The sequence below is a fragment of the Acidovorax sp. 62 genome, assembly GCF_002754495.1.
GTDB lineage: Bacteria > Pseudomonadota > Gammaproteobacteria > Burkholderiales > Burkholderiaceae_C > Acidovorax.
On sequence record NZ_PEFJ01000001.1, the window covers coordinates 1,945,379 to 1,970,354 of the forward strand.

The window sequence follows — 24,976 nt, forward strand, 5'->3', positions numbered from 1 at the left end:
AGCTTCTAGCGCTTATCCTGCAATCGCTGGGCGCTTATTTCATTCAAATCATGGCCCGGTGCGGCAGCAGCGGCGCCCGCATTCAGGTCCAGCCGCTGCAGGCGCGGCACGCCCGCCAGGGCCTGCACCACACGCTGGTCGTGCGTGGCAATCACCAGGCTGGCGCCGCAGGCGGCGGCGCTGCTTTGCAGCAGGGTCAGGGCATCGGCGGCGGCTTCGTCGTCCAGGCTGGCCGTGGGCTCGTCGGCCAGCAGCAGCTCGGGCTGCAGCAGCACGGCGCGGGCCAGGGCCACGCGCTGCGCCTGCCCGCCCGAGAGCTGGTGCGGCTTGCGCCCCGCCAGATCGGCCACGCCTACTTGGGTCAGCGCCTGGGCTATGGCCGCATCATCGCGTGGGCGGCCCGCCGCAAAGTAGGCCAGGGCCAGGTTGTCGGCCACGGTGAGGGCGCTGCTCAAGTGCAGCTTTTGCGGCAAAAAGCCAATGCTGCGCGCGCGCCAGGCGTCCAGCTCGGCCCCGCGCTGCGTGCCCAGCTGAATACCGGCCACAAACAAATCACCGCCCGTGGCCCCCCGCAGCCCAGCCACCAGGGCCAGCCAGGTGGATTTGCCCGCGCCCGACCGCCCCTGCAGCAGCAAGGTGCCGCCCTGCGGCAGGTCCACATCGGCAAACTGCAACTGCGGCCCCGCGCCATAGCGGTAGGCCAAGCCCCGGGTGCGGATCATGCGGCGGCCCCAGCGCCTGGGTGCGCGCAGCCCGCGCAGCGCCCGCGCACGGCAATGTCCACCGCCAGCCCCTCGTGCCCGGCAGACGCCAGCGCCTGCAGCACCTCTTGCAAAGCCGACTGCACAGGGGCCGCGCCTTGCGACAGGCGGAACTGGCGGTGGCAATCGTCACATTCAAAACGGGGGGCCACGCCCTCTTCGCCCTGCGGCGCGAGCGCATAGCGCGTCACGCGGGCGGCATCCACCTGCTTGAGCAGCAGGCCAGCGGCGGCAAAGCGGTCGAGCATGCGGTAGACGGTAACCCGGTTCACCGGGGCACCCGCTGCGGCCAGTGCAGCCTCCACTTCGGCTTCAGACCACGCCGCATGGGGCTGGTCCGCATACAGCAGCGCCAAGGCCCGCGTCGCGCGGGTGGCACGCATGCCAGGAGGAAGAGCCCAGGCCGTGGGCTGAGCCAGCAATGGGGACGAGGAGACGGGCATGGGGGACAAGGCTGGGGGCAATGCAGCACCCCATTAACGCAATTGGGTTGCATTATGCACCGACACAGCTGCCACAAAAGCCCAGGCCTGAACGGGAAAAATCACGCCCGTGGCCATTGCCCCTTGGCGATCACCCCTTCAGATAGCGCACAAACGTCTTGCGAAATTTCTCCACCTTGGGGCCCACCACAAAGGCACAGTAGCCCGCGTTGGGGTGGTTGGCAAAGTAGTCCTGGTGGTAGGCCTCGGCCGTGCTGTAGTTGTCCAACGGCTTCACCTCGGTGGTGATGGGGGCGGCAAACACCTTGTCCTGGGTCATCTGGCGGAGCATGGCGTTGGCAATCTCTGCATGCGCCGGGCTCTCGTAATAGATGCCGCTGCGGTACTGCGTGCCCACATCGTTGCCCTGGCGGTTCAATGTGGTCGGGTCGTGGGTGTGAAAGAAGATTTCCAGAATCTCTTCGAGGCTGATCTCGTCCGCATCGAAGGTCAGGCGCACCACCTCGGCGTGGCCGGTGTCGCCTTCGCAAATTTGCTCGTAGCTGGGGTTCACGGTGTGGCCGTTGGTGTAGCCGCTTTCCACATCGGTGATGCCGCGCACACGGTCAAACACGGCTTCGGTGCACCAAAAGCAGCCCCCGCCCAGGGTGATGGTTTGCAAGGTCATGGCTTGTTTCCTCGGTAGTCGGGCCCATTATTTATCGCTCTCGATAACCCCTGGGGCCTGCAACGATCTCTCTGCGAGAAACCAGATTGACGGCACAAGGGGCGATTGCTACATTACTAACCAGTCAGTCAGTAAAAAATGTCCCCTACCCCTTTGAACGACCCCACCGCCAGCGAAGCTGCCCCCAAACGCAGCCGACGCAAAGAAGCGCGCCCTGGCGAATTGCTGGAGGCGGCGCTGGATTTGTTCGTCGAAAAAGGCTTTGCCGCTACACGCGTGGACGAGGTGGCGGCCCGTGCCGGGGTGTCCAAAGGCACGCTGTTTTTGTACTTCCCCAGCAAGGAAGAGCTGTTCAAAGCCGTGGTGCGTGAAAACATTGCAGGCCGCTTTGCCGAGTGGAACACCGAGCTGGAGACCTTTGTCGGCACCACCAGCGAGGTGCTGACCTACTGCTACCAAGTGTGGTGGGAGCGCATTGGCGCCACCAAGGCATCGGGCATCACCAAGCTGATGTTCAGCGAGGCCCAGAACTTCCCGGAGATCGCGCAGTTCTACCAGCAAGAGGTGATTTTGCCCGGCCGTGCGCTCATCCGGCGCATTTTGCAGCGCGGCATGGAGCGCGGCGAGTTCCGCGAGATGGACCTGGACTACGGCACCTACATCGTGCTGGCGCCCATGATGTTCCTGATGCTGTGGAACAACTCCATGGGCCCGTGCTCTTTGCCCGACGAGAACTTCAAGCCCGAGCAGTACATCCGCACGCAGATTGACAACATCCTGCATGGCCTGTGCGTGCGCCCTGCCCCAGGCCCTTCCCCCACCCACACCTGACCCCCATGAAACGCTGGATCACCTGGACGGCCGCTGGCCTGGTTGTTGTGCTGCTGGGCCTGGGCGTGTGGCGTGCCATGGCGGCACGGCAGGCCCAGCAAAAAGCCCTGGCCGAAGCCAGCACCCAGCGTGAAGCGGCACCGCTGCAACTGGCGGCAAGCGAGGTGATCACCGTGCAAGCCCACAGCCTGGCGCTGGGGGTGCCCGTGTCGGGCGCGCTGCGGGCGGTGGACTCGGCCATGATCAAGGCCCGCGTGGCGGGCGAGTTGCAAGGGCTGACCCTGCGCGAAGGCGACAGCGTGCGCGCAGGCCAGGTGGTGGCGCGCATTGACCCGACCGAATCGCAAGCCCGCCTGCGCCAGGCCCAGCAACAGGCCGACGCTTCCAAGGCCCAGGTGGACATCAACCAGCGCCAGCTCGACAACAACAAGGCCCTGGTGGACCAGGGCTTCATCTCCTCCACCGCGCTGGTCAACTCCCAAGCCAGCCTGCAATCGGCCCAAGCCACCTACGAAGCCGCCCGTGCCGCAGCCGATGTGGCCCGCAAGGCGCTGGACGACACGGTGCTGCGCAGCCCCATTGCCGGGCAGGTGGCCCAGCGCCTGGCCCAGCCGGGCGAGCGCATGGCGCTGGACGGGCGGGTGCTGGAGGTGGTGGATTCCAGCCGCCTGGAGCTTGAAGCCCTGCTCAGCCCCGCAGACTCTCTGGCCGTGCGCGTGGGCCAAAAAGCCCAGCTGGAGCTGGAAGGCTCCAAGCAAGGCGTCACGGCCACCGTGGTGCGTATCAACCCCAGCGCGCAAGCAGGCAACCGAACGGTGCCGGTGTACCTGCGGGTGGATGCCAACAACACACCCACGCCCACGTCCGGCGCACCCGGCAATGCAGCCACAGCCCTGCGCCAGGGCCTCTTTGTGCAAGGGCTGCTGACCACCGGCCAGGCCCAGGTGCTGGCGGTGGAGCTGGACGCCGTGCGCACCGACAAGCCCCGCCCTTATGTCCAGGCCGTGGAAAACGGGCGCGTGGTGCACCGCCCCGTCACGCCCGGCCTGCGTGCCGTGGTGCAGGGCCAAACCCTGGTGGCGATTGAAGGCGTGCCTGCAGGCACCTCGGTGGTTGCCGGGCGCATTGGGCCACTGCGTGAAGGCACGGCGGTCGCCACCGCTCCAGGCGCGGCAACCAGCGCAGCCCCTGTGGCGGCAGCGCCAGCCAGCGCGGCATCGACCACGGCCCGGTAACCCGCAGGTCCATCGCCATGTGGTTCACCAAAGTCAGCCTCAAAAACCCCGTGTTCGCCACCATGGTGATGCTAGCCATCGTGGTGCTGGGTCTGTTCTCTTACCAGCGCCTGAAGGTGGACCAGTTTCCCAACATCGACTTCCCGGTGGTGGTGGTGACGGTGGACTACCCCGGCGCCTCGCCCGAGATTGTGGAGAGCGAGGTCACCAAGAAGATCGAAGAAGGCGTTAACTCGATTGCGGGCATCAACGCCCTCACCTCCCGTAGCTACGAGGGCACGGCGGTGGTGATCATCGAGTTCCAGCTGCACATTGACGGGCGCAAGGCCGCCGAAGACGTGCGCGAGAAAGTGGCTACCGTGCGCCCCAACCTGCGCACCGAGGTCAAAGAGCCCCGCGTGCTGCGCTTTGACCCGGCCAGCCGCGCCGTGTGGTCGCTGGCCGTGCTGCCCGACGACACAGCCGGGACCACGGCCGGTGCAGCGGTGCCCTCTGCCGTAGAGCTGACCACCTGGGCCGAGCAAGTGCTGAAAAAGCGTCTGGAAAACGTGCGCGGCGTGGGCGCGGTGAACCTGGTGGGCGCCACCAAGCGCGAAATCAACATCTACCTGAACCCGCAAGCGCTGGAAACGTTCGGCGTGACGCCCGACCAGGTGGTGGCCGCCGTGCGCAACGAAAACCAGGACTTGCCTGTGGGCGCAATCCGCTCGCTTGCCCAAGAGCGCGTGGTGCAAATTGACGCGCGCATGCAGCGCCCCGAAGACTTCGGCCGCATCATCGTGGCCCGCAAAGGCGCGCCAGCCACGGGCCAGGCCAGCGCAGGCGCGCCCATCCGGCTCGACCAGGTCGCCCGGGTGAACGATGGCGCACAAGAAGTGGAGAGCCTGGCCCTGTACAACGGCCAGCGCACCCTGCTGCTGTCGGTGCAAAAGGCGCAGGGCGACAACACCATCGAGGTGGTCGATGGCCTCAACGCGGCGGTGCTGGACATCCGCAAGCAGTTGCCCCCTGGCGTGCGCCTGGAGGTGATTGGCGACAGCGCACGCCCCATCCGCGTGGCGGTGAACAACGTGCGCCAGACGCTGATCGAAGGCGCCGCACTCACGGTGCTCATCGTGTTTTTGTTCCTGAACTCGTGGCGCTCCACCGTCATCACGGGGCTGACCTTGCCCATCGCGTTGATCGGCACGTTTTTGTTCATGAACATGTTTGGCTTCACCATCAACATGATCACGCTGATGGCGCTGAGCCTGTGCGTGGGCCTGTTGATCGACGATGCCATCGTGGTGCGCGAGAACATCGTGCGCCACGTGCAGATGGGCAAGGGGGCGTATGCCGCTGCCATGGACGGCACACAAGAAATTGGCCTGGCCGTGCTGGCCACCACGCTGTCCATCGTGGCCGTTTTCATGCCCATCGGCTTCATGGGCGGCATCATCGGCAAGTTCTTCCACGAGTTCGGTATCACCATCGTCGCGGCAGTGATGATTTCGATGTTCGTGAGCTTTACGCTCGACCCGATGCTGTCGAGCATCTGGCACGACCCGAGCATCCATACGCATGGCAAGCAGCATGCGCCCGTCACGCTCTACGGCAAGACCATTGGCCGCGTCACAGGCTGGTTTGACCGCGCCACCGACGCGCTGGCCGAGGGCTACCAGCACCTTCTGCGTTGGTCGCTGGTGCACAAGCTGGCCACGCTGTTCATAGCGCTGGGCATCTTTGTGCTGAGCATCTTCATGGTGCCGTTGCTGGGCACCGAATTTGTGCCCAAGGCCGATTTTTCGGAAACCACCGTCAACTTCTACACGCCCGTGGGCTCGTCGCTGGAGGCCACCGAGGCCAAGGCGCGCCAGGTGGAAGGCATCCTGCGCCAGATGCCCGAGGTGCGCTACACCCTGGCCACAATCAATACCGGCAACGCACAGGGCAAGATGTACGCCAGCCTCTATGTGCGTCTGGTGGACCGCAAAGACCGCAGCCGCAGCGTGGACCAGATGTCCGACGTGCTGCGCGAGCAACTGGCCAAGGTGCCCGGCATCACCGTCACGCACGTGGGTTTGCTGGATGCAGTGGGTGGCAACAAGCAGGTGGAGTTTTCACTGCAAGGCCCCGACCTCAAAGAGCTGGAGCGGCTGACCCAGGTGGTGACGGCCAAAATCCAGGGCATTCCCGGCCTGGTGGACCTGGACAGCAGCGCCAAGCCCGACAAGCCCGTGGTGGCGCTGGAGGTCAAGCGCGATGCGGCCTCCGACCTGGGCCTGTCTGTGGCGCCCATGGCCGCATCGCTGCGCACGCTGGTGGCGGGCACCACGGTGGGCAACTGGCGTGCCCCCGATGACCAGACCTACGACGTGAACGTGCGCCTGGCCCCGGAGGCCCGCACCACCCCTCAAGACCTGGAACGCCTGCCCTTTGCGCTGACAACGGCAGACGGCACCACCCGCATCGTGCGGCTCAACCAAGTGGCCCGGGTGACCGAATCCACCGGCGCCAACCAGATCAACCGGCGCGATCTGACGCGCGAAGTGGCCATCAACGCCAACGTGGCCCAGCGTTCGGCGGGCGAGGTGTCGAACGACATCAAAAAGGTGCTGGACACCATGGCCTTCCCACCCGGCTACCGCTACCAGTTCGGCGGCTCCACCAAGAACATGGCCGAGTCGTTTGGCTATGCCATCTCGGCGCTGGCCATGGCCATCATCTTCATTTACATGATCCTGGCGAGCCAGTTCAAGAGTTTCTTGCAGCCGCTGGCGCTCATGACCTCGCTGCCGCTCACGCTCATTGGCGTGGTGCTGGCGCTCTTGATGTTCCGCTCCACGCTGTCCATGTTCTCCATCATCGGCGTGGTCATGCTCATGGGGCTGGTCACCAAGAACGCCATCTTGCTGGTGGACTTTGCCATCCGCGCCCGCGAGGAACATGTGAACGACGCAGGCGAAACCGTGCCTGGCCTGCCCCGTGCCGAAGCCCTGTTGCTGGCGGCCCGCGTGCGGCTGCGCCCCATCCTCATGACCACGCTGGCCATGATCTTCGGCATGGTGCCGCTGGCGTTTGCGTTGTCTGAGGGCGCGGAGCAGCGTGCGCCCATGGGGCAGGCGGTGATTGGCGGGGTGATTACCTCGTCGCTTTTGACGCTGGTGGTGGTGCCTGTGGTGTATTGCTACATGGACGATCTGGCCCGTTGGGCCCTTGGCAAGATGGGACGCGGCCAAACGGCCTCCGGGCCATCTAAAATTCAGGGTTTGTCCTGACCCGCACTCCCACTGGAGACCTTCGATGAATTTGCCACTGAACACGTCCGCCAACATCAGCGACCCCGTCGCCCAGGCCCGCTACAACATGATCGAGCAACAGATCCGGCCCTGGAACGTGCTGGATGCCGACGTGCTGGAACTGCTGTCTGCCGTGCGCCGTGAAGACTTTGTGCCGGCAGCCCACCGCAGCTTGGCTTTCATGGACATTGAAGTGCCCCTGCTGGGCGACGACGCCGAAGAAGCCGTACGCCAGGGCCACAGCATGCTGCAACCCCGCCTGGAAGCACGCATTCTGCAAGACCTGCGCATCCAGCCTACCGACCGCGTGCTGGAGATTGGCGCGGGCTCGGGCTACATGGCCGCCCTGCTGGCCCACCGCGCAGAGCGCGTCGTGTCCCTGGAAATCAACCCCGCCCTGGTCAACATGGCGCAAGACAACCTGCGCAACGCGGGTGTGCACAACGCCGACGTGCGCCAGGGTGACGGTGCCCGTGACGCCGTGCCGGACGGCCCTTTTGATGTGATTTTGCTCAGCGGCTCGGTGGCCCAGGTCCCACAAAACCTGTTGGCCCTGCTGCGCGACGGCGGCCGCCTGGGCGCCGTGGTGGGCACCGACCCCGTGATGCGGTTCACCCTGGTTCGCCGCGAAGGTGACCGGTTTGTGACCACCTCCCCCTGGGACACCACGGCCCCCCGCCTGGTCAACTTCCCTGAGCCTTCCAGCTTCTCGTTCTAACCCCCCTCGTCTTCGGAGTTCTGCATGATCACTCGCGTTCGCCCTGCCCAACTGGCGCAATGGTTTGCCGCCAACCCAGCGGGCACCCAGCCCTTGGTGCTGGACGTGCGCGAGCCCTGGGAGCTGCAAACCGCCAGTGTGCGGGCCGAGGGGTTCGAGCTGCGGGCCATCCCGATGGGCGAAATCCCCGGGCGCCTGAGCGAGCTGCCCAAAGACCAGCCCATTGCCTGCCTGTGCCACCACGGCATGCGCAGCATGAATGTGGCTGCATTTTTGGAGCAACACGGGTTTGAACACCTGGCCAATATTTCAGGGGGCATTGACGCCTGGTCGCATGAAGTCGACCCCGCTGTGCCCCGCTACTGATTCCGCCCTGCGGCAAGCCGTTTCCATCCCTTTTGTGCAGACACTCTGAGGACTTTCATGACAGCTTTTCGGCCCACCTCCCTGACACTGGCGCTTGGCGCCGCTTTGAGTGCAGCCCTGTGCGCCCCGGTGCATGCCCAGAGCCTGACGGAGCTGGTGGAATCAGCCCGCACCTACGACACCACCTGGCAAGCAGCACGTGCACAGCTGGACGCCGCCGCACGCCGCGCCGACCAGGCCCAGGCAGGCCTGCTGCCCAGCGCCGCTCTCACGTCGGGGGTGACCCGGGCACAGACCGATGTGAGCCGCCCCGACATTGAGCGCACGGCCAGCACCCAGACCCTGGGCGTGAACGCTTCGCAGCCGCTGTACCGCCCCGCCAACCGCATTGCGCTGGAGCAAGGCCAGCGCGGCGTGGATGTGGCCCAAGCCCAACTGGACGCGGCCACGCAAGACCTGCTGGTGCGCGTGAGCCAGGCCTATTTCGACGTGCTGGCAGCGCAAGACACCCTGGCCTTTGTGCAGGCGCAAAAGACGGCCGTGTCTGAGCAACTGGCGTCTGCCAAGCGCAACTTTGAAGTCGGCACCTCCACCGTCACCGATTCGCGCGAAGCCCAGGCCCGCTACGACCTGGTGATCGCCCAGGAAATTGCCGCTGAAAACGACCTGCGCGTGAAGAAGCTGGCACTCGACCAACTGGTGGGCGTGACCAACGCCCAGCCCGTGCCGCTGGCCCAACCGGTGCAATTGCCCAATGTGGAGCCCGCCAACGTCAGCCACTGGGTGGACCTGGCCCGCGACCAGCAGCCCGGCGTGCGCCAGGCCGCCATGGCGCTGGACATTGCCCGGCTGGAAACCAAGAAGGCCGAAACCGGCCACCGCCCCACCCTGGACTTGCAGGCAGGCTACAACATCACCCGCAACCCCACAGGTACCGTTACCACCCCCGGCGTGAACAGCCGCACCAACGTGGCCAGCGTAGGCGTGGCCTTCAACCTGCCGTTGTTTGCAGGCTTTTCGGTGCAAAACCGCGTCAAGGAAACCCTGGCCCTGGAAACCAAGGCCGAGGCCGACCTGGAAACCGCCCGCCGCAACGTGGCGCAAGCCACCCGTGCGGCCTTCTTTGGCGTGCAGTCGGGCCAAGGGCAGGTGCAGGCACTGGAAGCAGCCGAGGCCTCCAGCCAAAGTGCCCTGGACGCCAACAAGCTGGGCTACCAAGTGGGCGTGCGCATCAACATCGACGTGCTCAACTCCCAAAGCCAGCTCTACCAAACCAAGCGCGACCTGGCCCAGGCCCGCTACAACGTGCTGCTGGGCACGCTGAAGCTGCGCCAGGCTGCTGGCACGCTCACCCAAGATGACGTGGCCCGCATCAACAGCTTGCTGGCCCCATCGCCGGCAACAGGCGCAACAGGCACGGGCACCAAGCAGCCCTGACGCAGCGAGCCGCGGGCGGCCCACATGGGCCGTCCTCCGCATCGGGCTTTTGGGCATTGCGCCTGCATTGGCTGTCGCGTGAAAGCAGCACCCGGCGCCGTGCATTTGTAACAAAACACAGAGGCCCTGCGGCCTCTCCGTCCTGCGGGCCGCGGCGGCGCCCTTGCGTAGCCGCAACACCCCAGCCCTGGGCACGGCCTGCGCGCACGATGGCTGGCGCATTCCTTCGTACAAGAGTCACAAATTTACGGTGACAATGATTCGGTGTTTACCCCATCGACCGAAGCGCAACGCCCCTCCCTGCCCCCAGTCGCCTGCCCCTGCGGCATGGACGCGGGGGCCTTGCATGGGTTCAAGCAACGCACTGGGCTGATGGCCCCCACCGCCACCTCCCGCCCCCTCGTGACGCCATGAAGAAGAACCCGCTTTATCTGGTGTGCTACTACGGCCAGACGCAGGGCCCCTCGGACCGCTCAAGTTCCCTGAGCAGCCTGATCGCCACGTCGGCAGAATTTGCCCGGCGCAACCACCTCACCGGGCTGCTGGCCGTGGCCGATGGGTACTACCTGCACCTGGTGGAAGGCGAACGCGAGGCGGTGCAAGGGCTGGTGCACCGCATCAATGGCTTTTGGGGCAACACGCCCCCCACGGTGCTGCTGTCGCTGGCCGTGACCAAGCAGCGCTTTGCCCAGTGGAGCGCCAACCTGGTCGAGCGCCCCGCCAAAGTGACCAACATGGACCTGCGCCTGGCCCACATGCGCAAATTCAGCGCGCAAGACTCCATGGCGGCCATCCCGGACCTGTTTCGGTATTTCCTCATGCCCAGCACCCCCACGGCGCCACCACCCCTGGCACCGCCCGACCAGCCGCGCGGCAGGGTGCGGCAAGTGGCGGTGTTCAGCAGCTCGCTGCTGTGGTTCAACCCCATCTTCAGCCACGTGGCCACGCGCTTTCGCGGCTACCCCCACACGCTCAAGGCCTCCAGCACGGGGCTGGACGCTGACACCTTCCCCATCGACTACGTGGACGTGCTGGCGGGCCCGCTGGGTGCCGTGCGCATGGTGGGCATCAGCCTGGATCTGCTCGGCTCCACCCTGTCGCAACCGCTGCTCAGCAAGGTGGAGATCGCTGTCTTTTTGACCCGCAACAACGCTACAGGCAAAGATGTGCAATTGGTGGAGCAGGCCCTGCGCCACCCGGCCATGCTGCATTCGCGCCCTCAGGTGCTGTTCGTCACATCGGGGCGCGATGCCGATCTGTCGCAGTCGTTTTCTGAAATGGCGACGCAGGCCCACCTGCCCACCACCGATCTCGTGGCCTCGGTGCTGTCGGGTGAGCCCATCTGGACGGCCATCGCACGCATGCTGGAGTTTCCGCCCGAGCCCCTGCTCGAGCAGGCCCACGACCCGGCCGACACGGCAGTCCCCGCCGTGTCCTGGCAACAGACTCCCCAAGCCGCATTGCCCCAGCCCGCGGACGTTGCGGTGACGGCCCCGGCCCCCTTGCTCCAGGCCATCGCACCTGCGATGGCGCCAGCGGACCTGGCTGCCACGCAGACCACTGGCGCGCCCCCTCGCTCCAAAGACCACCAGGTGTTGCAGCAGGCCCTCGAAGACGCCGTGGCCATCCTGCCCGAAGGGGCCTGGGGCGGCTGGCTGGACGTGGAGCAAGGCCGGTGGTTGAGCACTTCGGGGGCGGTACCCGAGGCCGAAGCGGCTGCCGCAGCCGCCCATTCCGCCGCGTGCGATGAGGTGCTGCTGCGCCTGCACCGCGCCGCAGAGGCCGATGGCGAGTGGACCACCGAAGAGCTGATCACCACCTATGGCTGGCACTACCAGTTCACCCTGGTGCTGCCGCATTGGCCCACGCAGGTGCTGTGGCTGTGGATGCACCGCGAGGGCACCAACCTGGCCCGCACCCGGCTGCTGCTGCGCATGGCCTTGCAAAAGGTGCAAAGCGCGCTGGGTGAAGGAGACGGCGCATCGCAGCCGTCCTGAGAAACTGTTCTAAATGCGCCGCCGAAAAACCGCTGCACCCGGCGCAACAGGTCAGGCGGGCCGGGTGTCACCTTCGGCATACACCGCCAGCGACGACGGCGAAATGCCCAGCAAATTGGCCACCTGCCGGGCCGTGGCACGCGCCGCCCCCCGGTGGGCCCGGGCGAACGACTGCGCTGCTGCGCGGGCGGCTTTCAAACGCTCAGGGTCTTGCACCAGGGTGCAGGCCATTTGTGCTGCGGCGGGCATCCCCGGGGTGCGCCAGGCAGCACCGGCTTCGCAGGCCAGCTCGGTGGCTTCGGCAAAATTGAAGGTGTGCGGCCCCACCACCACAGGGCAGCCACAGGCGGCCGCTTCGATCAGGTTTTGCCCTCCCAGCGGGGCAAAGCTGCCCCCCAGCAGCACCACGTCGGCCATGGCGTAATAAGCAGCCATTTCACCCACCGAGTCGCCCAGCCACACATCGGCGGGCACCGGGGCGTCCCCCGCCCAGGCGCTGCGCCGCGACACGGTCAACCCCGCACCCTGCAGCAATTGCTGCACCTCATCAAAGCGGTGCGGGTGGCGCGGCACGATCAACCATTGCACTGGCTGCTGCCCCGGGGAATGGGGCGTAGCCTTTGCTATATTTTCAGTAGCTTCTCGCGCTTGATCTGCTTGCGCTGCAAGCTGTTTTGATCGAATAAATTCCAGCCACTGGGTTTCCTCCCCTTCGCGGCTGCTGGCCAGCATGACCACGGGGCGCCCCGTCAGCAGGCGCCAGCTGCGGCCACGCTCCATCTGGGCGGCATCGGGCACCACATCAAACTTGAGGTTGCCCAGCACCCCACGCACGGGCGCGCCCAGGTCTTCCAGGCGCTGCGCGTCGGCTTTGGACTGCGCCCACACGGCGGTGAGCCCCTGGTAGGCCGGGCGCGCCAAGGCCCCCAGACGGAGCGCGCTGCGCCAGGATTTGAGGTTCAACCGCGCATTGGCCAGCACCAAGGGCACGCCACGCTGCTGGCAGCCAGCAATGAGGTTAGGCCAGACCTCGGTTTCCATCAGCACCCCGATGGCCGGGCGAAACTGGCGCAGAAAGCGGGCCACGGCGCCAGGGGTGTCCCACGGCAGCCAGACCTGCACATCGCCGGGCTGCAGCAATTTTTCGCCCTCGGCCCGGCCCGTGGCGGTGCCGTGGGTCAGCAGCAGGCGCATGCCGGGCAGTTGCGCGCGCAACTCGCGCAGCAAGATGGCGGCGGCCCGGGTCTCGCCCAGTGACACGGAATGGATCCAGACGAAACGCCCCATCAAGTCCATGCTGCTGTGGGCCACCAAGCTGTCCATGGGCTGGGCGTAGCGGCCAAACCGCTCAGGCACGGCCACGGCATAACCCGGCTCGGCCCGCGCGCGGCGGCGCAGCTTGCGCTTGAGCAGCGGCTGGGCGCACCAGGTGACGGCGGTGTAGAGGGCGCGGGCGAAGCTCATGGTGCCAGCCCCGGCACGGGCAGCACAGCCCCCGTCCATGCACCTGCCACGGCTCCTGCCCCGCCACCTTCGCTGCGCCGTCCCACCACCAGGCAAGCGCCCACGCCAGGGGCGGCCACCACCAGCTCGCCCCCCGGCGCCCACAGCGCACTGCGCCCCACGCACAGGTAGCCGCCGGTGGGCGCGCCATAGTTGGCCATCAACACGGCCATGCCGTGGGTACGTGCATAGCCTTGCAGCAGCGCGCTTTCTGCGGGGTAGCCGCCCGGCGACAGCACCATGCTGCAGGCATACAGCGCAGCGCCGCCAGCGCGGGCGGCCTGGGCGTGTTCTGGGTGGGTGATGTCGGCGCACACGGCCAAGCCCACGGGCTCAGCGCCCAGCTCGGTCACGTGGGCGGGCGCAGCGCCCGGGCTGGCGAACTGCTGCTCCCCGTCGTGCAAATGGTGCTTGCGGTACAGCTCGGTGCGGCCATCGGGGTGCAGCACCACCGAGCCAATGCCGGGATTGGCCTGGCCAGCATCGGCCGCCACGGCCGTGCCCACCACCAGCACCATGCCGTGCTGGGCTGCGGCATCGCGCAGCGGCGCCAGCTGCGGGGCATCGGGCGCCAGCACGTTGCGGGCCATCAGCGTGGGCTCATAGCCCATGAGCGACAGCTCCGGAAACACCAGCAACTGCACGCCCGCGCTGGCAGCGGCTTGCACAAACAACACATGCTGCTGCACGTTGGCAGCCACGTCACCGGGCCACACCAGGGTTTGCGCTGCAGCCACCGTGAGCCCGGCGGGCACCGAGAAAGAGGTCATGGAATCAATCGCCTGAGAGGAAAACGCGGGGGCTGGGCTGGGTGGGCAAGGCGGCAACGGCTCTGCCCGTCAGTGGGCAGCACTGCCCACGGCGGCGCCGGGCTTGACCTTTTCCAGCAAGGCCAGCATGGCAGCCTCAATGCGGTGCAGCGCCTCGGGGGTGTGCCCCTCGAACCGGAGCACCAGCACGGGCGTGGTGTTGCTAGCGCGGATCAGGCCAAAGCCATCGGGCCAGTCCACGCGCAGGCCGTCGATGGTGTTGATCTGTGCGGGGGCGGCAAAGGCGCTGGCAGCCAGGGCCTGCAGCTCGGCCGTGAGGCGGTGCGGCTCGCCCTCGGCGCAGGCCACATTCAGCTCGGGGGTGGAGTGGCTGGTGGGCAGCGCATTGAGCACTGCGCTCGGGTCGCTGCTGCGGCTCACAATCTCCAGCAGGCGGCAGCCCGCATAGGTGCCGTCGTCAAAGCCAAACCAGCGCTCCTTGAAGAAGATGTGCCCGCTCATCTCGCCACCCAGGGGTGAGTTGGTTTCCTTCATGCGCGCCTTGATGAGCGAATGCCCGGTCTTGAACATCACCGGCACACCGCCCGCCTCGGCAATGGCCGGGGCCAGGCGCTGGGTGCACTTCACGTCAAAAACGATCTCGCCACCGGGCACGCGCGAGAGCACGTCTTGCGCAAACAGCATCATCTGCCGGTCCGGGAAGATGTTGGTGCCGTCCTTGGTGACGATGCCCAGACGGTCGCCGTCGCCGTCAAAGGCCAGGCCCAGCTCGGCATCGCTGCTGTGCAGCGCAGCGATCAGGTCGCGCAGGTTCTCGGGCTTGCTCGGGTCAGGGTGGTGGTTGGGGAAGTTGCCATCCACCTCAGAAAACAGCTCAATCACCTCGCAGCCCAGGGCGCGGAAGATGGCAGGCGCCGAAGCCCCCGCAATGCCGTTGCCGCTGTCCACCACCAACTTCATGGGGCGGGCCAGCTTCACATCGCCCACGATGCGTTCGCGGTAGGCGTTCAGCACATCGGCCTGGCGCACACTGCCGCCAGGCACCAACTGCCAGGCATCGGCCTCCATGGTGCGGCGCAGGGCCTGGATCTCTTCGCCATAAATGGCGCGGCCACCCAGCACCATCTTGAAGCCGTTGTAGTCCTTGGGGTTGTGGCTGCCGGTGACCTGGATGCCGCTGGCGCACAGCGTGTGGGCCGCAAAGTACAGGATGGGCGTGGTGACCATGCCCACGTCGATGACCTCGATGCCCGCCTCGACCAGCCCCTGGATCAGCGCGCCCGCCAGCGCGGGGCCCGATAGGCGCCCATCGCGCCCCACGGCCACCACCGTCTGCCCCTGGGCACGGGCGGCCGTGCCAAACGCCCGGCCCAGGCCCAGGGCCACGGACTCGTTCAGGGTCGAAGGCACGATGCCGCGAATGTCATAGGCTTTGAAGATGGCGGGCGAGAGTTGCACGTAAAGGGCCTTTCTGAAATGGGGGAGTGCAGCAGGAACCATGGCCGGGGTGGTGGGCTTTGGGGCACCGCCCCTGAAGCCACGCAGTGCGGGCCAAGAAGCAGGCCCCTGCCACGGTGGCCCACAAAGAACTTGCTCAAAGCTCAGGGGCCACAGCACACGGTAGATAACCGCCGCATTGTAGGTGCCTGCCGCGCCCGCCCCTGGTCAACCGCCCCAGCAGGCACAGGTCCGAAAACGGCCAGTCTTCCAAAGGCATCGGCCTATCATGCCAAGCCATGCCCTCCCAGCCCACGCCCCCCAGCACCGAGCCCCCAACACCACTGCCGCACCCGCCGCAAGACGCGGACGATGGGCGCTACATGGCGCTGCGCACCCGGGATGCGCGCTTTGACGGGCGGTTTTTCACGGGCGTGACCTCTACCGGCATCTACTGCCGCCCGGTGTGCTCGGTGCGCACGCCCAAGCGCGAGAACTGCCGCTTTTTTGACCTAGCGGCCCAGGCCGAGCGGGCAGGCTTTCGGCCCTGCCTGCGTTGCCGCCCCGAGGTGTCGCCCGCCTCGATGGTGTGGTCCACCCAGGACGCCAGCCACCTGCTGGTGCACCACGCGCTGCGCCTGCTGGACGCACCCGACGCCTTGCAAAGCGACCCCCACAGCGCCCAGGCCTTGGCCGAGCGCCTGGGCGTGAGCGACCGGCACCTGCGCCGCCTGTTTGAGGCGCAACTGGGCTTGTCGCCCCTGCAGTACCTGCAGACCCGGCGGCTGCTGACGGCCAAGCAGCTGCTGACCGACACCCCCTTGCCCGTGACCCAGGTGGCGCTGGCCAGTGGCTTTGGCAGCGTGCGCCGCTTCAACGCCGCGTTTGCCCAGCACTACGGCCTGAGCCCCACCGCCCTGCGGCGCAGCGGCGCGGTGGCGGGCGAAGGGGCTACGGGCACGCTGCGTCTGGCCTACCGCCCGCCGCTGGACGCCCCGGCACTGCTGGCGTTTTTTGCCAAGCGCCAGTTCCATGGCGTGGAGTGGGCGCAGCCCGAGGGTGCCGCACCCAGCCTGCGGCGCACCGTGCGCCTGCGGCCCAGCACAGGGGCACAGCCCATCACCGGCTGGGTACAGGCGCAGTTTGATACCGCCCGCCACCAGGTGCTGCTGCAAACCAGCGACAGCCTGTACCCCGTGCTGCCCGCCGTGCTGCGGCGCGTGCGCGCCCTGCTGGACCTGGATGCCGACCCCGCGCCCATCAACGCGGTGCTGCACGCCGACTTTCCGCAGGGCGACGGCCTGCGGGTGCCAGGCGCGTGGGATGGGCTGGAGCTGGCCGTGCGTGCCGTGCTGGGCCAGCAGATCACCGTGGCAGCGGCGCGCACGCTGGGGCAACGGCTGGTCGAGCGCTTTGGCGAGCCCATCGCCACCCCCTGGCCGCAGCTCAGCCGCCTGTTCCCCACCGCCGATGTGCTGGCCCGGGCCGAGGGGGAAGCACTGGGGCAGCTGGGCATCGTGCGCCAGCGGCAGGCGGCCATCGTGGCGCTGGCGCGGGCAGTGGATGCCGGGCAGATCACACTGGACAGCACCGCCGATGTGCCCGCCACCACCCGCGCCCTGTGCGCCCTGCCCGGCATTGGCGACTGGACGGCGCAGTACATCGCCATGCGCGTGCTGCGCTGGCCCGATGCGTTTGTGGCGGGCGATGTGGCGCTGCACAAAGCGCTGGGCGTGCAGGGCCAAAAGCAACCCGCCCGGGCGGCCACCGAGGCCTCTGCCGCCTGGCAGCCCTGGCGCAGCTACGCCGTGGTGCGCGCCTGGGCCAGCCTGGAGGCCAGTGCCGAGCCGGCAGCCCCCACACCGCCCGTCGCAAATTCACTATCAAATCCATAGCTGCTAGCGCTTATCTATCAAGCGCTAGAGGCCATTTTCAATAAAACACCATGCACTACCCCACCAACACCGTGTACACCCGCATCGCTACCGACCAGGGCCCCGTCTGGCTGGCCGCCACCGCGCAGGGGCTGGCCGGGCTGTGGTTTGACGGGCAAAAGCACTTTCCGCCAGCATTGCAGGACACACCCGCCTGGACGCCTGCACCGCAGCACCCCACCCTGCTGCAAGCTGCAGCCCAGTTGCAGCAATACCTGCAAGGCCAGCGCAAGGTGTTTGATCTGCCGCTGGATTTGTCGGTGGGCACGGCCTTTCAGCAAACCGTGTGGCGTGCCTTGCTGGCCCTGCCCTGCGGCCACACTACCAGCTATGGCGCGCTGAGCCAGTCCATCGCCCGCCCCAGTGCCGTGCGTGCCGTGGCTGCCGCCGTGGGCCGCAACCCCTTGAGCGTGGTGGTGCCCTGCCACCGCGTGCTGGGGGCAGATGGCAGCCTCACCGGCTACGCCGGAGGCCTGCCGCGCAAAGCCGCCTTGCTGGCGCTGGAAGAAATGCCTGCATAGCGCACACAGCCCACGCAGCACGCCGGTGCCCCGACAAACCCACGCCAGCAGGGCCCAGCAGAAACCGTGACAATTTCCAGCCCCCACCCCAGAAAGCCCCCGAGTGAACAGTCCCTCCCCCGCGCCCATGTCTTCCTGGCTGGGCGAATTCGTGCTGCTGGCCGCCCTGTGGGGTGCGTCCTTTCTCTTCATGCGTTTGGGGGCGGCCGAGTTTGGCCCCATCGTCACCGCGGGCCTGCGGGTGGCGCTGGCCACGGTGCTGCTGTGGCCCATTCTGCTGCGCCAGGGGCAATGGCCTGCGCTGCGCCAGCACTGGCAGCCCATCTTGCTGGCCGGGGTGGTCAACTCGGCCATTCCTTTTGCGCTGTATGCCTGGGCCGTGATGCATATCGCGACCGGGCTGACATCCATCTTGAACGCCACGGTGCCGCTGTTTGGGGCCCTGGTGGCCTGGCTGTGGCTGGGCGACCGCATCAACCGCCTGCGCTGGCTGGGCCTGGCGTTGGGCTTTGTGGGCGTGGCCCTGCTGGCCTGGCGTGCCCCGGCCGGAGTGGGCGTCAAGTCTGACCAGGCGGGCTGGGCGATTGCGGCCTGCCTGGCAGCATCGTGCTGCTATGGCATTGCGGCCAGCTATGCGCGCCGCAAGCTCATGGGTGTGCCGCCCATTGCCACGGCCACAGGCAGCCAGCTGGGTGCCGCGCTGGCCCTGGCACTGCCCACCCTGTGGTTCTGGCCCGCCCAGATGCCGGGGCTGCGCGCCTGGGCGGCCATTGTGGCGATTGCCTTGCTGTGTACCGCCGTGGCGTACATCCTGTACTTTCGCCTGATCGAGCACGCAGGCCCCAGCCGCGCCCTGGCCGTGACCTTCATCACCCCGCTGTTTGCCGTGCTGTACGGCGGCCTGTTCCTGCACGAGGCCGTGACGCTGTGGATGCTGGGCTGCGCGGCCGTCATCGTCAGCGGCACGTTGCTGTCAACCGGGCTTGTCACAAGGCTGTGGCCCCGAAGCTAGGGGCTGAACCCGCCTAAACTCGGGGCATGGTGCCCGAACGCCCCTCAGCCCCCCGCCGCGCTGGCTTTTCAAGCCAGTGGCTCGGCGCCTCTGCTGGCCGGTACCGCCCCCCTTCTGCCTGCCCACCGGTCCCATGAGCGCCATCATGCTGCTGGCCGGTGGCCTGCTCGCCCTCATTGTGCTGACCCTGGTGTGGCTGGAGCCCGCCGAGGTGCTGCGCCCTTCCATGCGCAGCCAGGTGGTGGCGGGCTTGGTGGGGGGGTTGGTGTCGGCGCTGCTGCTCATGACCCTGCGCTACAGCGCACTGAACCTGGGGGTGGTGGTGCACCCCACGGCCACCGCATTTCTGGGCTTGTACTTTGGACCGGTGGCGGCCCTTGTCTCGGCGGGTGTGGCGCTGGGGGCGCAGTGGTGGATTCCAAACGCCCCCTGGGCCAGCGTGGGCAGCGTGCTGGCGGGGGCCTGGGTGCTGGGCCTTTTGGCCCGCAGGTATGCCTGGCAAGGCAATGGCGATGCCCGCCTGTGGATCAGCATGCTGGCCGTGGCCGGGCTGCTGCCTGCAGTCACCTACGGGGGCCTGTGGATCAGCGGGGGGGTGCCCAGCCCCACCTCGGTGCTGGAAGCCCTGGCACTCATGCCCTGGCACCACGGTGCGGGGGTGCTGCTGCTGGGCACCGGCCGCCAGTTGCTGGCGGCCCGCGCACAGGCCACGCAGGCGCTGCAGCAGGCCCACCAGGCGCTGGCGCAGCGCGAGGAACAACTGCGCCTGGCACTCGACTCCCTCAACGGAGGGCGCTGGGAGTGGGATGTGGCCACCCGCCAGTTCCGGTGCGAAGGCCACTTTTACGCCGCTTTTGGCATTGAGGACACCCAGGTGCCTGACCTGTGGCAGCGCTGGTACGAACGGCGCCACCCAGCAGACGCCGAGCGTGCTGCGGATTACCTGGCGAGATCGCAAAACGGGCAGGAGGAAGCCTACGAAGCAGAGTTCCGTGTGAAGAACACGGCTGGCCAGTGGCGCTGGATCATGTCGCGCGGCACGGTGGCCGAACGCGATGCCCAGGGGCGCCCCGTTCGCCTGGCGGGCATGGATGTGGACATCACCGCCCACCACGAGGTGCAGGACGCACTGCGCGCCTCCGAGGCCAAGTCCAGCACCATCTACCTGACCCTGCCCGACCCCGCAGGCATTGCCAGCATGAACGACGGGCGCCTGCTGGAGGCCAACCCCGCCCTGTGCACCCTGCTGGGCTTGCCGCGCGAGCAGGTGCTGGGCCGCACTTCACAGCAGCTGAACCTGTGGGCCAGCCAGCACGAACACACGCGGCTGCTGCACGCCGTGCTGCGCAACGGGCAGGCGCACCAGTTGCCCATGCGTGCGCAGCGCCCCGATGGTTCCACCGTGTCGGGGCTCACCTCAGCCCGGCCCGTGCACATCAACGGGCAAGAGGGCTTTGTGTTTGTCTTCCACGACATGACCGAGGCCGAGCGCACCAGCGAAGAGCTGAAAACCCGCAACGGCCTGCTGCAGCAGGCGGGCCGCCTGGCCCGGCTGGGCGCCTGGGAGCACGACCTGACCAAGGGGCTGCTGTACTGGTCAGACATGTGCTTTGAGATCCATGGTCTGCCCCCAGGCAGCCCCCTGCCGGACAACTACATCGATCGGTACGTGGCCCCCGAGTACCAGGCCGAGCTGCGCCAGAAGTTCCGCAACTGCATCGACCACCGGCAAGAGTGGAGCATGGACCTGGAGATCCTGCGTGCGGATGGCCGCAGGCTCTGGATACGGGCGCGCTGCGAAGCCGTGCTCGAGCATGGCCGGGTTGCCCGGCTGCGGGGCGTGACGCAAGACATCGACGAAGCCCGGCGCGCGCGCTTGCGGCTGAACCAGTCGGAGGAACGCTTTTCCCGGATCTTCCAGCTCATGCCCTTCCCGATGGGGCTTTCGCGCTGCAGCGATGGGCAGTACGTCGAAATCAACCCGGCCTGGGAGGAGATGATCGGCATCCCGCGCAGCGAAGCCCTGGGGCGCAACTCTATCGAGATGGGCATTTTTGACCCCACCGACCGCGCCAACCTGATCCGCGCCGCCGAGCCCACCGGCCAGCTCAACAGCTACGAAGTCACCATCCAGCCGCGCAACGGCCCGCCGCGCACGGTGCTGCAATCCATGCGCATGACGGACTTTGATGGCGAGCCGTGCTGGATGTTCTCGGTGCAGGACATCACCGACCGCAAACGCTCGGAAGAGAAGGTGCGCGAGCGCGAAGAGCTGCTCTCGCTCACCATCTCGGCCGCATCGCTGGGCCTGTGGGACTGGGATTTGCAGGCAGGCACCGTGACGGGCGACAGCCGCTGGCGCGCCCTGCGCAGCGCCCATGGGCAAGAGGCCAGCGCCGAGCCCACCGATTGGACCCACCTGGTAGCCCCTGAGGATGTGGAGCGCATCGCCGCAGAAATATCACGCCACGCCAAGCACCACGCCACGCCGTTTGATGCCACCTGGCGCCTGCACGGCACGGGCAGCGACCAGCCCCGCTGGGTGCGCAACCTGGGCAAGATCGTGAGCTTTGACGCCCGGGGCACACCACAGCGCATGCTGGGCGTGGCCATTGACGTGACGCCACAGCGCGAGCAAGAGGTGTTGCTGCAAAAACTGGCCCACTTTGATGCCCTGACGGGTCTGCCCAACCGTGTGCTGCTGGCGCGCAAGCTGCAAGAGGCCATGGCCAGCGCCCGCGCGCAGGGCAGCTTGCTGGGCGTGGCCTACCTGGACCTGGACGGCTTCAAGCCCGTGAACGACCGCTTTGGCCACGGGGCCGGCGACCGCCTGCTGGTGGCCGTGGCGGGACGGCTGACACGTGCACTGCGACCCGAAGACTGCGTGGCCCGCCTGGGTGGGGACGAATTCGTCATCCTGCTGCCCCACCTGGCATCGGGCTGCGACTGCGAAGCCCGGCTGACCCGCGTCATGGACAGCGTGGCTGCCCCCTACCCGCTGGACGCCGAGCGCGTGGTCGTCACCGCCAGCATCGGCTACACGCTGTTCCCTTCAGACGATGCCGATGCCGACACCTTGCTGCGCCACGCCGACCAGGCCATGTACGCCGCCAAGCAGGCCGGGCGCAACCGTTTCCACCTGTTTGACGCAGCGCAGGACCGTGCCGTGCAACTGCTGCGCGAGCAGGCCAAGCACCTGCGCAACGCGCTGAACGAGGCCCAGTTCATGCTGTACCTGCAGCCCAAGGTGGACATGCGATCGGGCAGCGTGGTGGGTGCCGAGGCCCTGGTGCGCTGGTTGCACCCCGAGCGCGGCGTGCTGACCCCTGGCGAATTCCTGCCGATGATTGAGGGCACGGAACTCGACATCGTCTTCGGCCAATGGGTGTTCGAGACCGCACTGGTCCAGCTGGAGTGGCTGCAAGCCCACAACATGCCCATGCCACTGAGCATCAACGTCAGTGCGCAGCATTTGCAGCAAGACGGATTTGCCCACTGGCTGGCGCAATGCATGGCCCGCCACCCCACAGTGCCAGGCCATTTGGTTGAGATTGAAATCACCGAGAGCGCCGCGCTGTATGACCTGCAGGCCGTCACCCACACGCTGCAATCGTTGCGCGCACTGGGGGTGAGCATCTCGCTGGACGACTTTGGCACCGGCTACTCGTCGCTGACCTACCTGCGCCGCCTGCCCATGGACACCCTCAAGATCGACCAGAGCTTTGTGCACGGCATGATGAGCGATCCGGGCGATCTGGCCATCGTGCAGGGCGTGATCGGGCTGGCGCGCTCGTTTGGCTACCGCGTCATCGCCGAGGGTGTGGAAAGCGTCGAACAGGGTCAGATGCTGCTGCAGCTGGGCTGCCCACAAGCCCAGGGCTACTGCATCGCCCGCCCCATGCCCCAGGACGCTTTCGCGCAGTGGATGGACACCTGGCAAGCGCCCACGCAGTGGACCCGGCTGCGCCTGCTGTAAAACAGGGGCATCCCTCCCGGCTCGCCAGCGATCAATCCCCCGCCACAAAAGACACCATGCGCCAGCCCTGGGCGGTGGGCTCAAAGCGGGCGCGGGCGGCGCGGCCCGCTTGGCGGGGGCACTCCACACTGCCGTCGGGCGACGCTGCGCAGGGCGCGCCCGTCGCGCGGTGTAAAGCCTTCAAAGCCTTGGGGTCTGCCTTCCAGGCAGCAATCGCCTGCTGTGCATCCGCATTGCCACCAAAGCTCCATACAAACTCTGGCGCCATCAGCCGTTGCAGCGCCGCGTGGCGTTGCTGCCCCGCCGCCGTGTGCACTGCGTGGATCACCGCCGTGGCCCCAGGTGGCAAGGGCTTGGCAGCCCACACAGGCAGCGATGCACCGACGAGAGCACCAACGACCACCATGGCGACAGCAACGAGAAAGACACGCATGAACAGAGATTTCAATAAAAACAGGCTCTAGCGCTTACCCAGCAAGCGCTAGCAGCTATCATTTTTGAATTACTTTATAGCAATGGACTTACGTCACTGCGCCAACGCGCCGCTGGCCGGAAGATGGTTCACCTCCACCGTGATGTGCACCAGTTCCTCGTGGATGCGCAGCTGCTGTTTGAAATAGTCGGGCGTCACATCCGCCGCCGTGGCCAGGGCCACCACGCAGGCATATTTGTCGGTGCCCACGCGCCAGACATGCAGGTCGCACAGCGTGGCAGGCACCGGGCTTTGTTCGATGACCTCACGGATCTCTGCCACCACGGGTGCGTCCATTTCTGCATCGAGCAAGGCCGTGGCAGAGTCGCGCAGCAGACCCAAGGCCCACAACGCCACCAGGCCTGAGCCCACGATGCCCATCGCTGGGTCCAGCCAGGCAGCGCCCCAGAGTTTGCCCCCAAACAGGGCCACGATGGCCAGCACCGAGGTAGCGGCATCGGCCACCACATGCACGTAGGCGGCCCGCAGGTTCAGATCCTGGTGGTGCACCGGGTGGTCATGACCATGATGGTGTCCGTGTCCATGGTCATGACCGTGGTGATGGTGCCCGCCGCGCAGCAGCCAGGCGCACACCAGATTGACCAGGAGCCCCACCACCCCGATCACGATGGCCTCGTCGTAATGGATGGGACTGGGGGTGAACAGCCGGTCCACCGACTGGTACAGCATCAACGCAGCCACCAGGGTCAGCAACACAGCGCTGGTAAAGCCGCCCAGGACTTCGATCTTCCAGGTGCCAAAGGCAAACCGCTGGCTGCCCGCCAGCCGCCGGGCCCAGACATAGGCCAGCACCGACAGGCCCAGCGCCAGGGCGTGCGAGCTCATGTGCCACCCGTCAGAGACCAGGGCCATGGAGTTATAGACCCAGCCTCCCACAATCTCGACCACCATCATGCTGGCCGTCAGCACCACCGCCCAGGTGGTGTTGCGCTCTGCCAAAGGATTGCCTTCGCTGAAATGGTGCGGGTGCTGCCACCCGTGGGCTGCGATGGAGGTTTGCATGAACGCAGGGCTCAAAAGTTGATCGCTGAATATACCCCCCACCAGTATTTTTATATACAGCCTAGCGCTGCTTTTGCCAAGGTTTTCAACGGGACTCAGACCTGCAGCAAGGATCAAGCGGAAACAGGTGGGGAAGCGCCGGTACTTCGCGCCGTACAAGCAGCCACGCCCCCCATGGTCCGCACAGGCAAAGGCACAACCGTGGCAAGGCGTCAACAGGCCCTAAGATCACCGCCCATGAGCCACACCATTACCGGAAAAAAGCGTTTGCTGTCGCGCGTGCGCCGCATCAAGGGGCAAACCGAGGCCTTGGAGCGTGCGCTGTCGGATGAGGGAGAGTGCCAGGCCATCCTGCAGCAGATCGCGGCCATTCGCGGCGCCGTGAATGGCTTGATGGCGGAGGTGCTGGAGGGGCATATCCGGGAGCACCTGGGTCAGCCCGACATCGAACCCACCCAGCGCGAAAAAGACATGGCGGCCCTGGCAACCACGCTGCGCTCGTACCTGAAATAAGCGTTCACCGGCACGGCCCAGCGCGGTCCATCCAGCGGCCCGCGCCAGGGCGACCTCCCCAACGCCTGCCCAGGCCCCAGGG

20 protein-coding genes are annotated in these 24,976 nt (G+C 66.9%); 12 read left to right on the forward strand and 8 right to left on the reverse strand.

The window, feature by feature from the left end; genetic code table 11:
* Positions 1–5: 5 nt before the first annotated feature.
* The 3 genes from CLU86_RS08670 to msrA all read right to left on the reverse strand — a co-directional run bounded on the left by CLU86_RS08670 (position 6) and on the right by msrA (position 1,871).
* On the reverse strand, positions 6–722 hold the full coding sequence (locus CLU86_RS08670) for an ABC transporter ATP-binding protein (RefSeq protein ID WP_099741336.1): 717 nt from the start codon (positions 720–722) through the stop codon (positions 6–8).
* Complete coding sequence (locus tag CLU86_RS08675; protein ID WP_099741337.1) at positions 719–1,144, reverse strand: Fur family transcriptional regulator; 426 nt, start codon at positions 1,142–1,144, stop codon at positions 719–721. Before CLU86_RS08675 ends, CLU86_RS08670 begins: the two co-directional genes overlap by 4 nt.
* A 190-nt stretch (positions 1,145–1,334) precedes the next feature.
* A complete protein-coding gene (msrA, locus tag CLU86_RS08680; RefSeq protein WP_099741338.1) occupies positions 1,335–1,871 on the reverse strand; it encodes a peptide-methionine (S)-S-oxide reductase MsrA in 537 nt (178 codons plus the stop codon).
* Positions 1,872–2,009: 138 nt separating this feature from the next.
* Between msrA and CLU86_RS08685 the strand changes: the two genes are divergently transcribed.
* The 7 genes from CLU86_RS08685 (at position 2,010) to CLU86_RS08715 (ending at position 11,733) form a co-directional block, all read left to right on the forward strand.
* Entirely contained in the window at positions 2,010–2,702 is a 693-nt protein-coding gene (locus CLU86_RS08685; protein ID WP_099741339.1) for a TetR/AcrR family transcriptional regulator, read from the forward strand.
* Between the two features lie 5 nt (positions 2,703–2,707).
* Complete coding sequence (locus CLU86_RS08690; RefSeq protein ID WP_099741340.1) at positions 2,708–3,937, forward strand: efflux RND transporter periplasmic adaptor subunit; 1,230 nt, start codon at positions 2,708–2,710, stop codon at positions 3,935–3,937.
* Positions 3,938–3,954: 17 nt separating this feature from the next.
* Entirely contained in the window at positions 3,955–7,194 is a 3,240-nt protein-coding gene (locus tag CLU86_RS08695) for an efflux RND transporter permease subunit (RefSeq protein ID WP_099741341.1), read from the forward strand.
* A gap of 25 nt (positions 7,195–7,219) precedes the next feature.
* Positions 7,220–7,933 (forward strand): protein-L-isoaspartate O-methyltransferase, encoded by a 714-nt coding sequence (locus tag CLU86_RS08700; protein ID WP_099741342.1) that lies wholly within the window; start codon positions 7,220–7,222, stop codon positions 7,931–7,933.
* A 24-nt stretch (positions 7,934–7,957) separates the two neighbouring features.
* Positions 7,958–8,299 (forward strand): rhodanese-like domain-containing protein, encoded by a 342-nt coding sequence (locus CLU86_RS08705; protein WP_099655707.1) that lies wholly within the window; start codon positions 7,958–7,960, stop codon positions 8,297–8,299.
* A 57-nt stretch (positions 8,300–8,356) separates the two neighbouring features.
* The gene (locus CLU86_RS08710) at positions 8,357–9,736 is read left to right on the forward strand and encodes a TolC family outer membrane protein (protein WP_099741343.1); all 1,380 of its coding nucleotides are present in this window, start codon (positions 8,357–8,359) and stop codon (positions 9,734–9,736) included.
* A 410-nt stretch (positions 9,737–10,146) separates the two neighbouring features.
* Positions 10,147–11,733: a BLUF domain-containing protein gene (locus tag CLU86_RS08715; RefSeq protein ID WP_099741344.1), complete on the forward strand. Its 1,587-nt coding sequence runs from the start codon at positions 10,147–10,149 to the stop codon at positions 11,731–11,733.
* 51 nt (positions 11,734–11,784) lie between these two features.
* Here the strand turns inward: CLU86_RS08715 and CLU86_RS08720 are convergent, their stop codons facing one another.
* The 3 genes from CLU86_RS08720 to CLU86_RS08730 all read right to left on the reverse strand — a co-directional run bounded on the left by CLU86_RS08720 (position 11,785) and on the right by CLU86_RS08730 (position 15,464).
* A complete protein-coding gene (locus CLU86_RS08720) occupies positions 11,785–13,197 on the reverse strand; it encodes a 3-deoxy-D-manno-octulosonic acid transferase (protein ID WP_099741345.1) in 1,413 nt (470 codons plus the stop codon).
* Positions 13,194–14,006, reverse strand: a complete 813-nt coding sequence (locus tag CLU86_RS08725; RefSeq protein WP_099741346.1) for a carbon-nitrogen hydrolase family protein — start codon at positions 14,004–14,006, stop codon at positions 13,194–13,196. Before CLU86_RS08725 ends, CLU86_RS08720 begins: the two co-directional genes overlap by 4 nt.
* Positions 14,007–14,075: 69 nt before the next feature.
* On the reverse strand, positions 14,076–15,464 hold the full coding sequence (locus CLU86_RS08730) for a phosphomannomutase/phosphoglucomutase (protein ID WP_099741347.1): 1,389 nt from the start codon (positions 15,462–15,464) through the stop codon (positions 14,076–14,078).
* Between the two features lie 278 nt (positions 15,465–15,742).
* Here CLU86_RS08730 and CLU86_RS08735 point away from each other — a divergent pair, with 278 nt between their 5' ends.
* The 4 genes from CLU86_RS08735 (at position 15,743) to CLU86_RS08750 (ending at position 22,886) form a co-directional block, all read left to right on the forward strand.
* Positions 15,743–17,338 (forward strand): DNA-3-methyladenine glycosylase 2 family protein, encoded by a 1,596-nt coding sequence (locus CLU86_RS08735; protein WP_099741348.1) that lies wholly within the window; start codon positions 15,743–15,745, stop codon positions 17,336–17,338.
* Between the two features lie 50 nt (positions 17,339–17,388).
* A complete protein-coding gene (locus tag CLU86_RS08740; RefSeq protein ID WP_099741349.1) occupies positions 17,389–17,898 on the forward strand; it encodes a methylated-DNA--[protein]-cysteine S-methyltransferase in 510 nt (169 codons plus the stop codon).
* A gap of 127 nt (positions 17,899–18,025) precedes the next feature.
* Positions 18,026–18,910: a DMT family transporter gene (locus CLU86_RS08745; RefSeq protein WP_099741350.1), complete on the forward strand. Its 885-nt coding sequence runs from the start codon at positions 18,026–18,028 to the stop codon at positions 18,908–18,910.
* Between the two features lie 133 nt (positions 18,911–19,043).
* Positions 19,044–22,886, forward strand: a complete 3,843-nt coding sequence (locus CLU86_RS08750; protein WP_099741351.1) for an EAL domain-containing protein — start codon at positions 19,044–19,046, stop codon at positions 22,884–22,886.
* Between the two features lie 31 nt (positions 22,887–22,917).
* Here the strand turns inward: CLU86_RS08750 and CLU86_RS08755 are convergent, their stop codons facing one another.
* Together CLU86_RS08755 and dmeF are read right to left on the reverse strand one after the other, a co-directional pair.
* A complete protein-coding gene (locus tag CLU86_RS08755) occupies positions 22,918–23,319 on the reverse strand; it encodes a hypothetical protein (protein ID WP_143226690.1) in 402 nt (133 codons plus the stop codon).
* Between the two features lie 93 nt (positions 23,320–23,412).
* Complete coding sequence (dmeF, locus tag CLU86_RS08760) at positions 23,413–24,381, reverse strand: CDF family Co(II)/Ni(II) efflux transporter DmeF (RefSeq protein WP_099741353.1); 969 nt, start codon at positions 24,379–24,381, stop codon at positions 23,413–23,415.
* Between the two features lie 237 nt (positions 24,382–24,618).
* On the opposite strand from dmeF, the gene CLU86_RS08765 reads away from it, so the two are divergent.
* Complete coding sequence (locus CLU86_RS08765; protein ID WP_099655719.1) at positions 24,619–24,894, forward strand: metal/formaldehyde-sensitive transcriptional repressor; 276 nt, start codon at positions 24,619–24,621, stop codon at positions 24,892–24,894.
* The last annotated feature ends 82 nt before the right edge of the window (positions 24,895–24,976 follow it).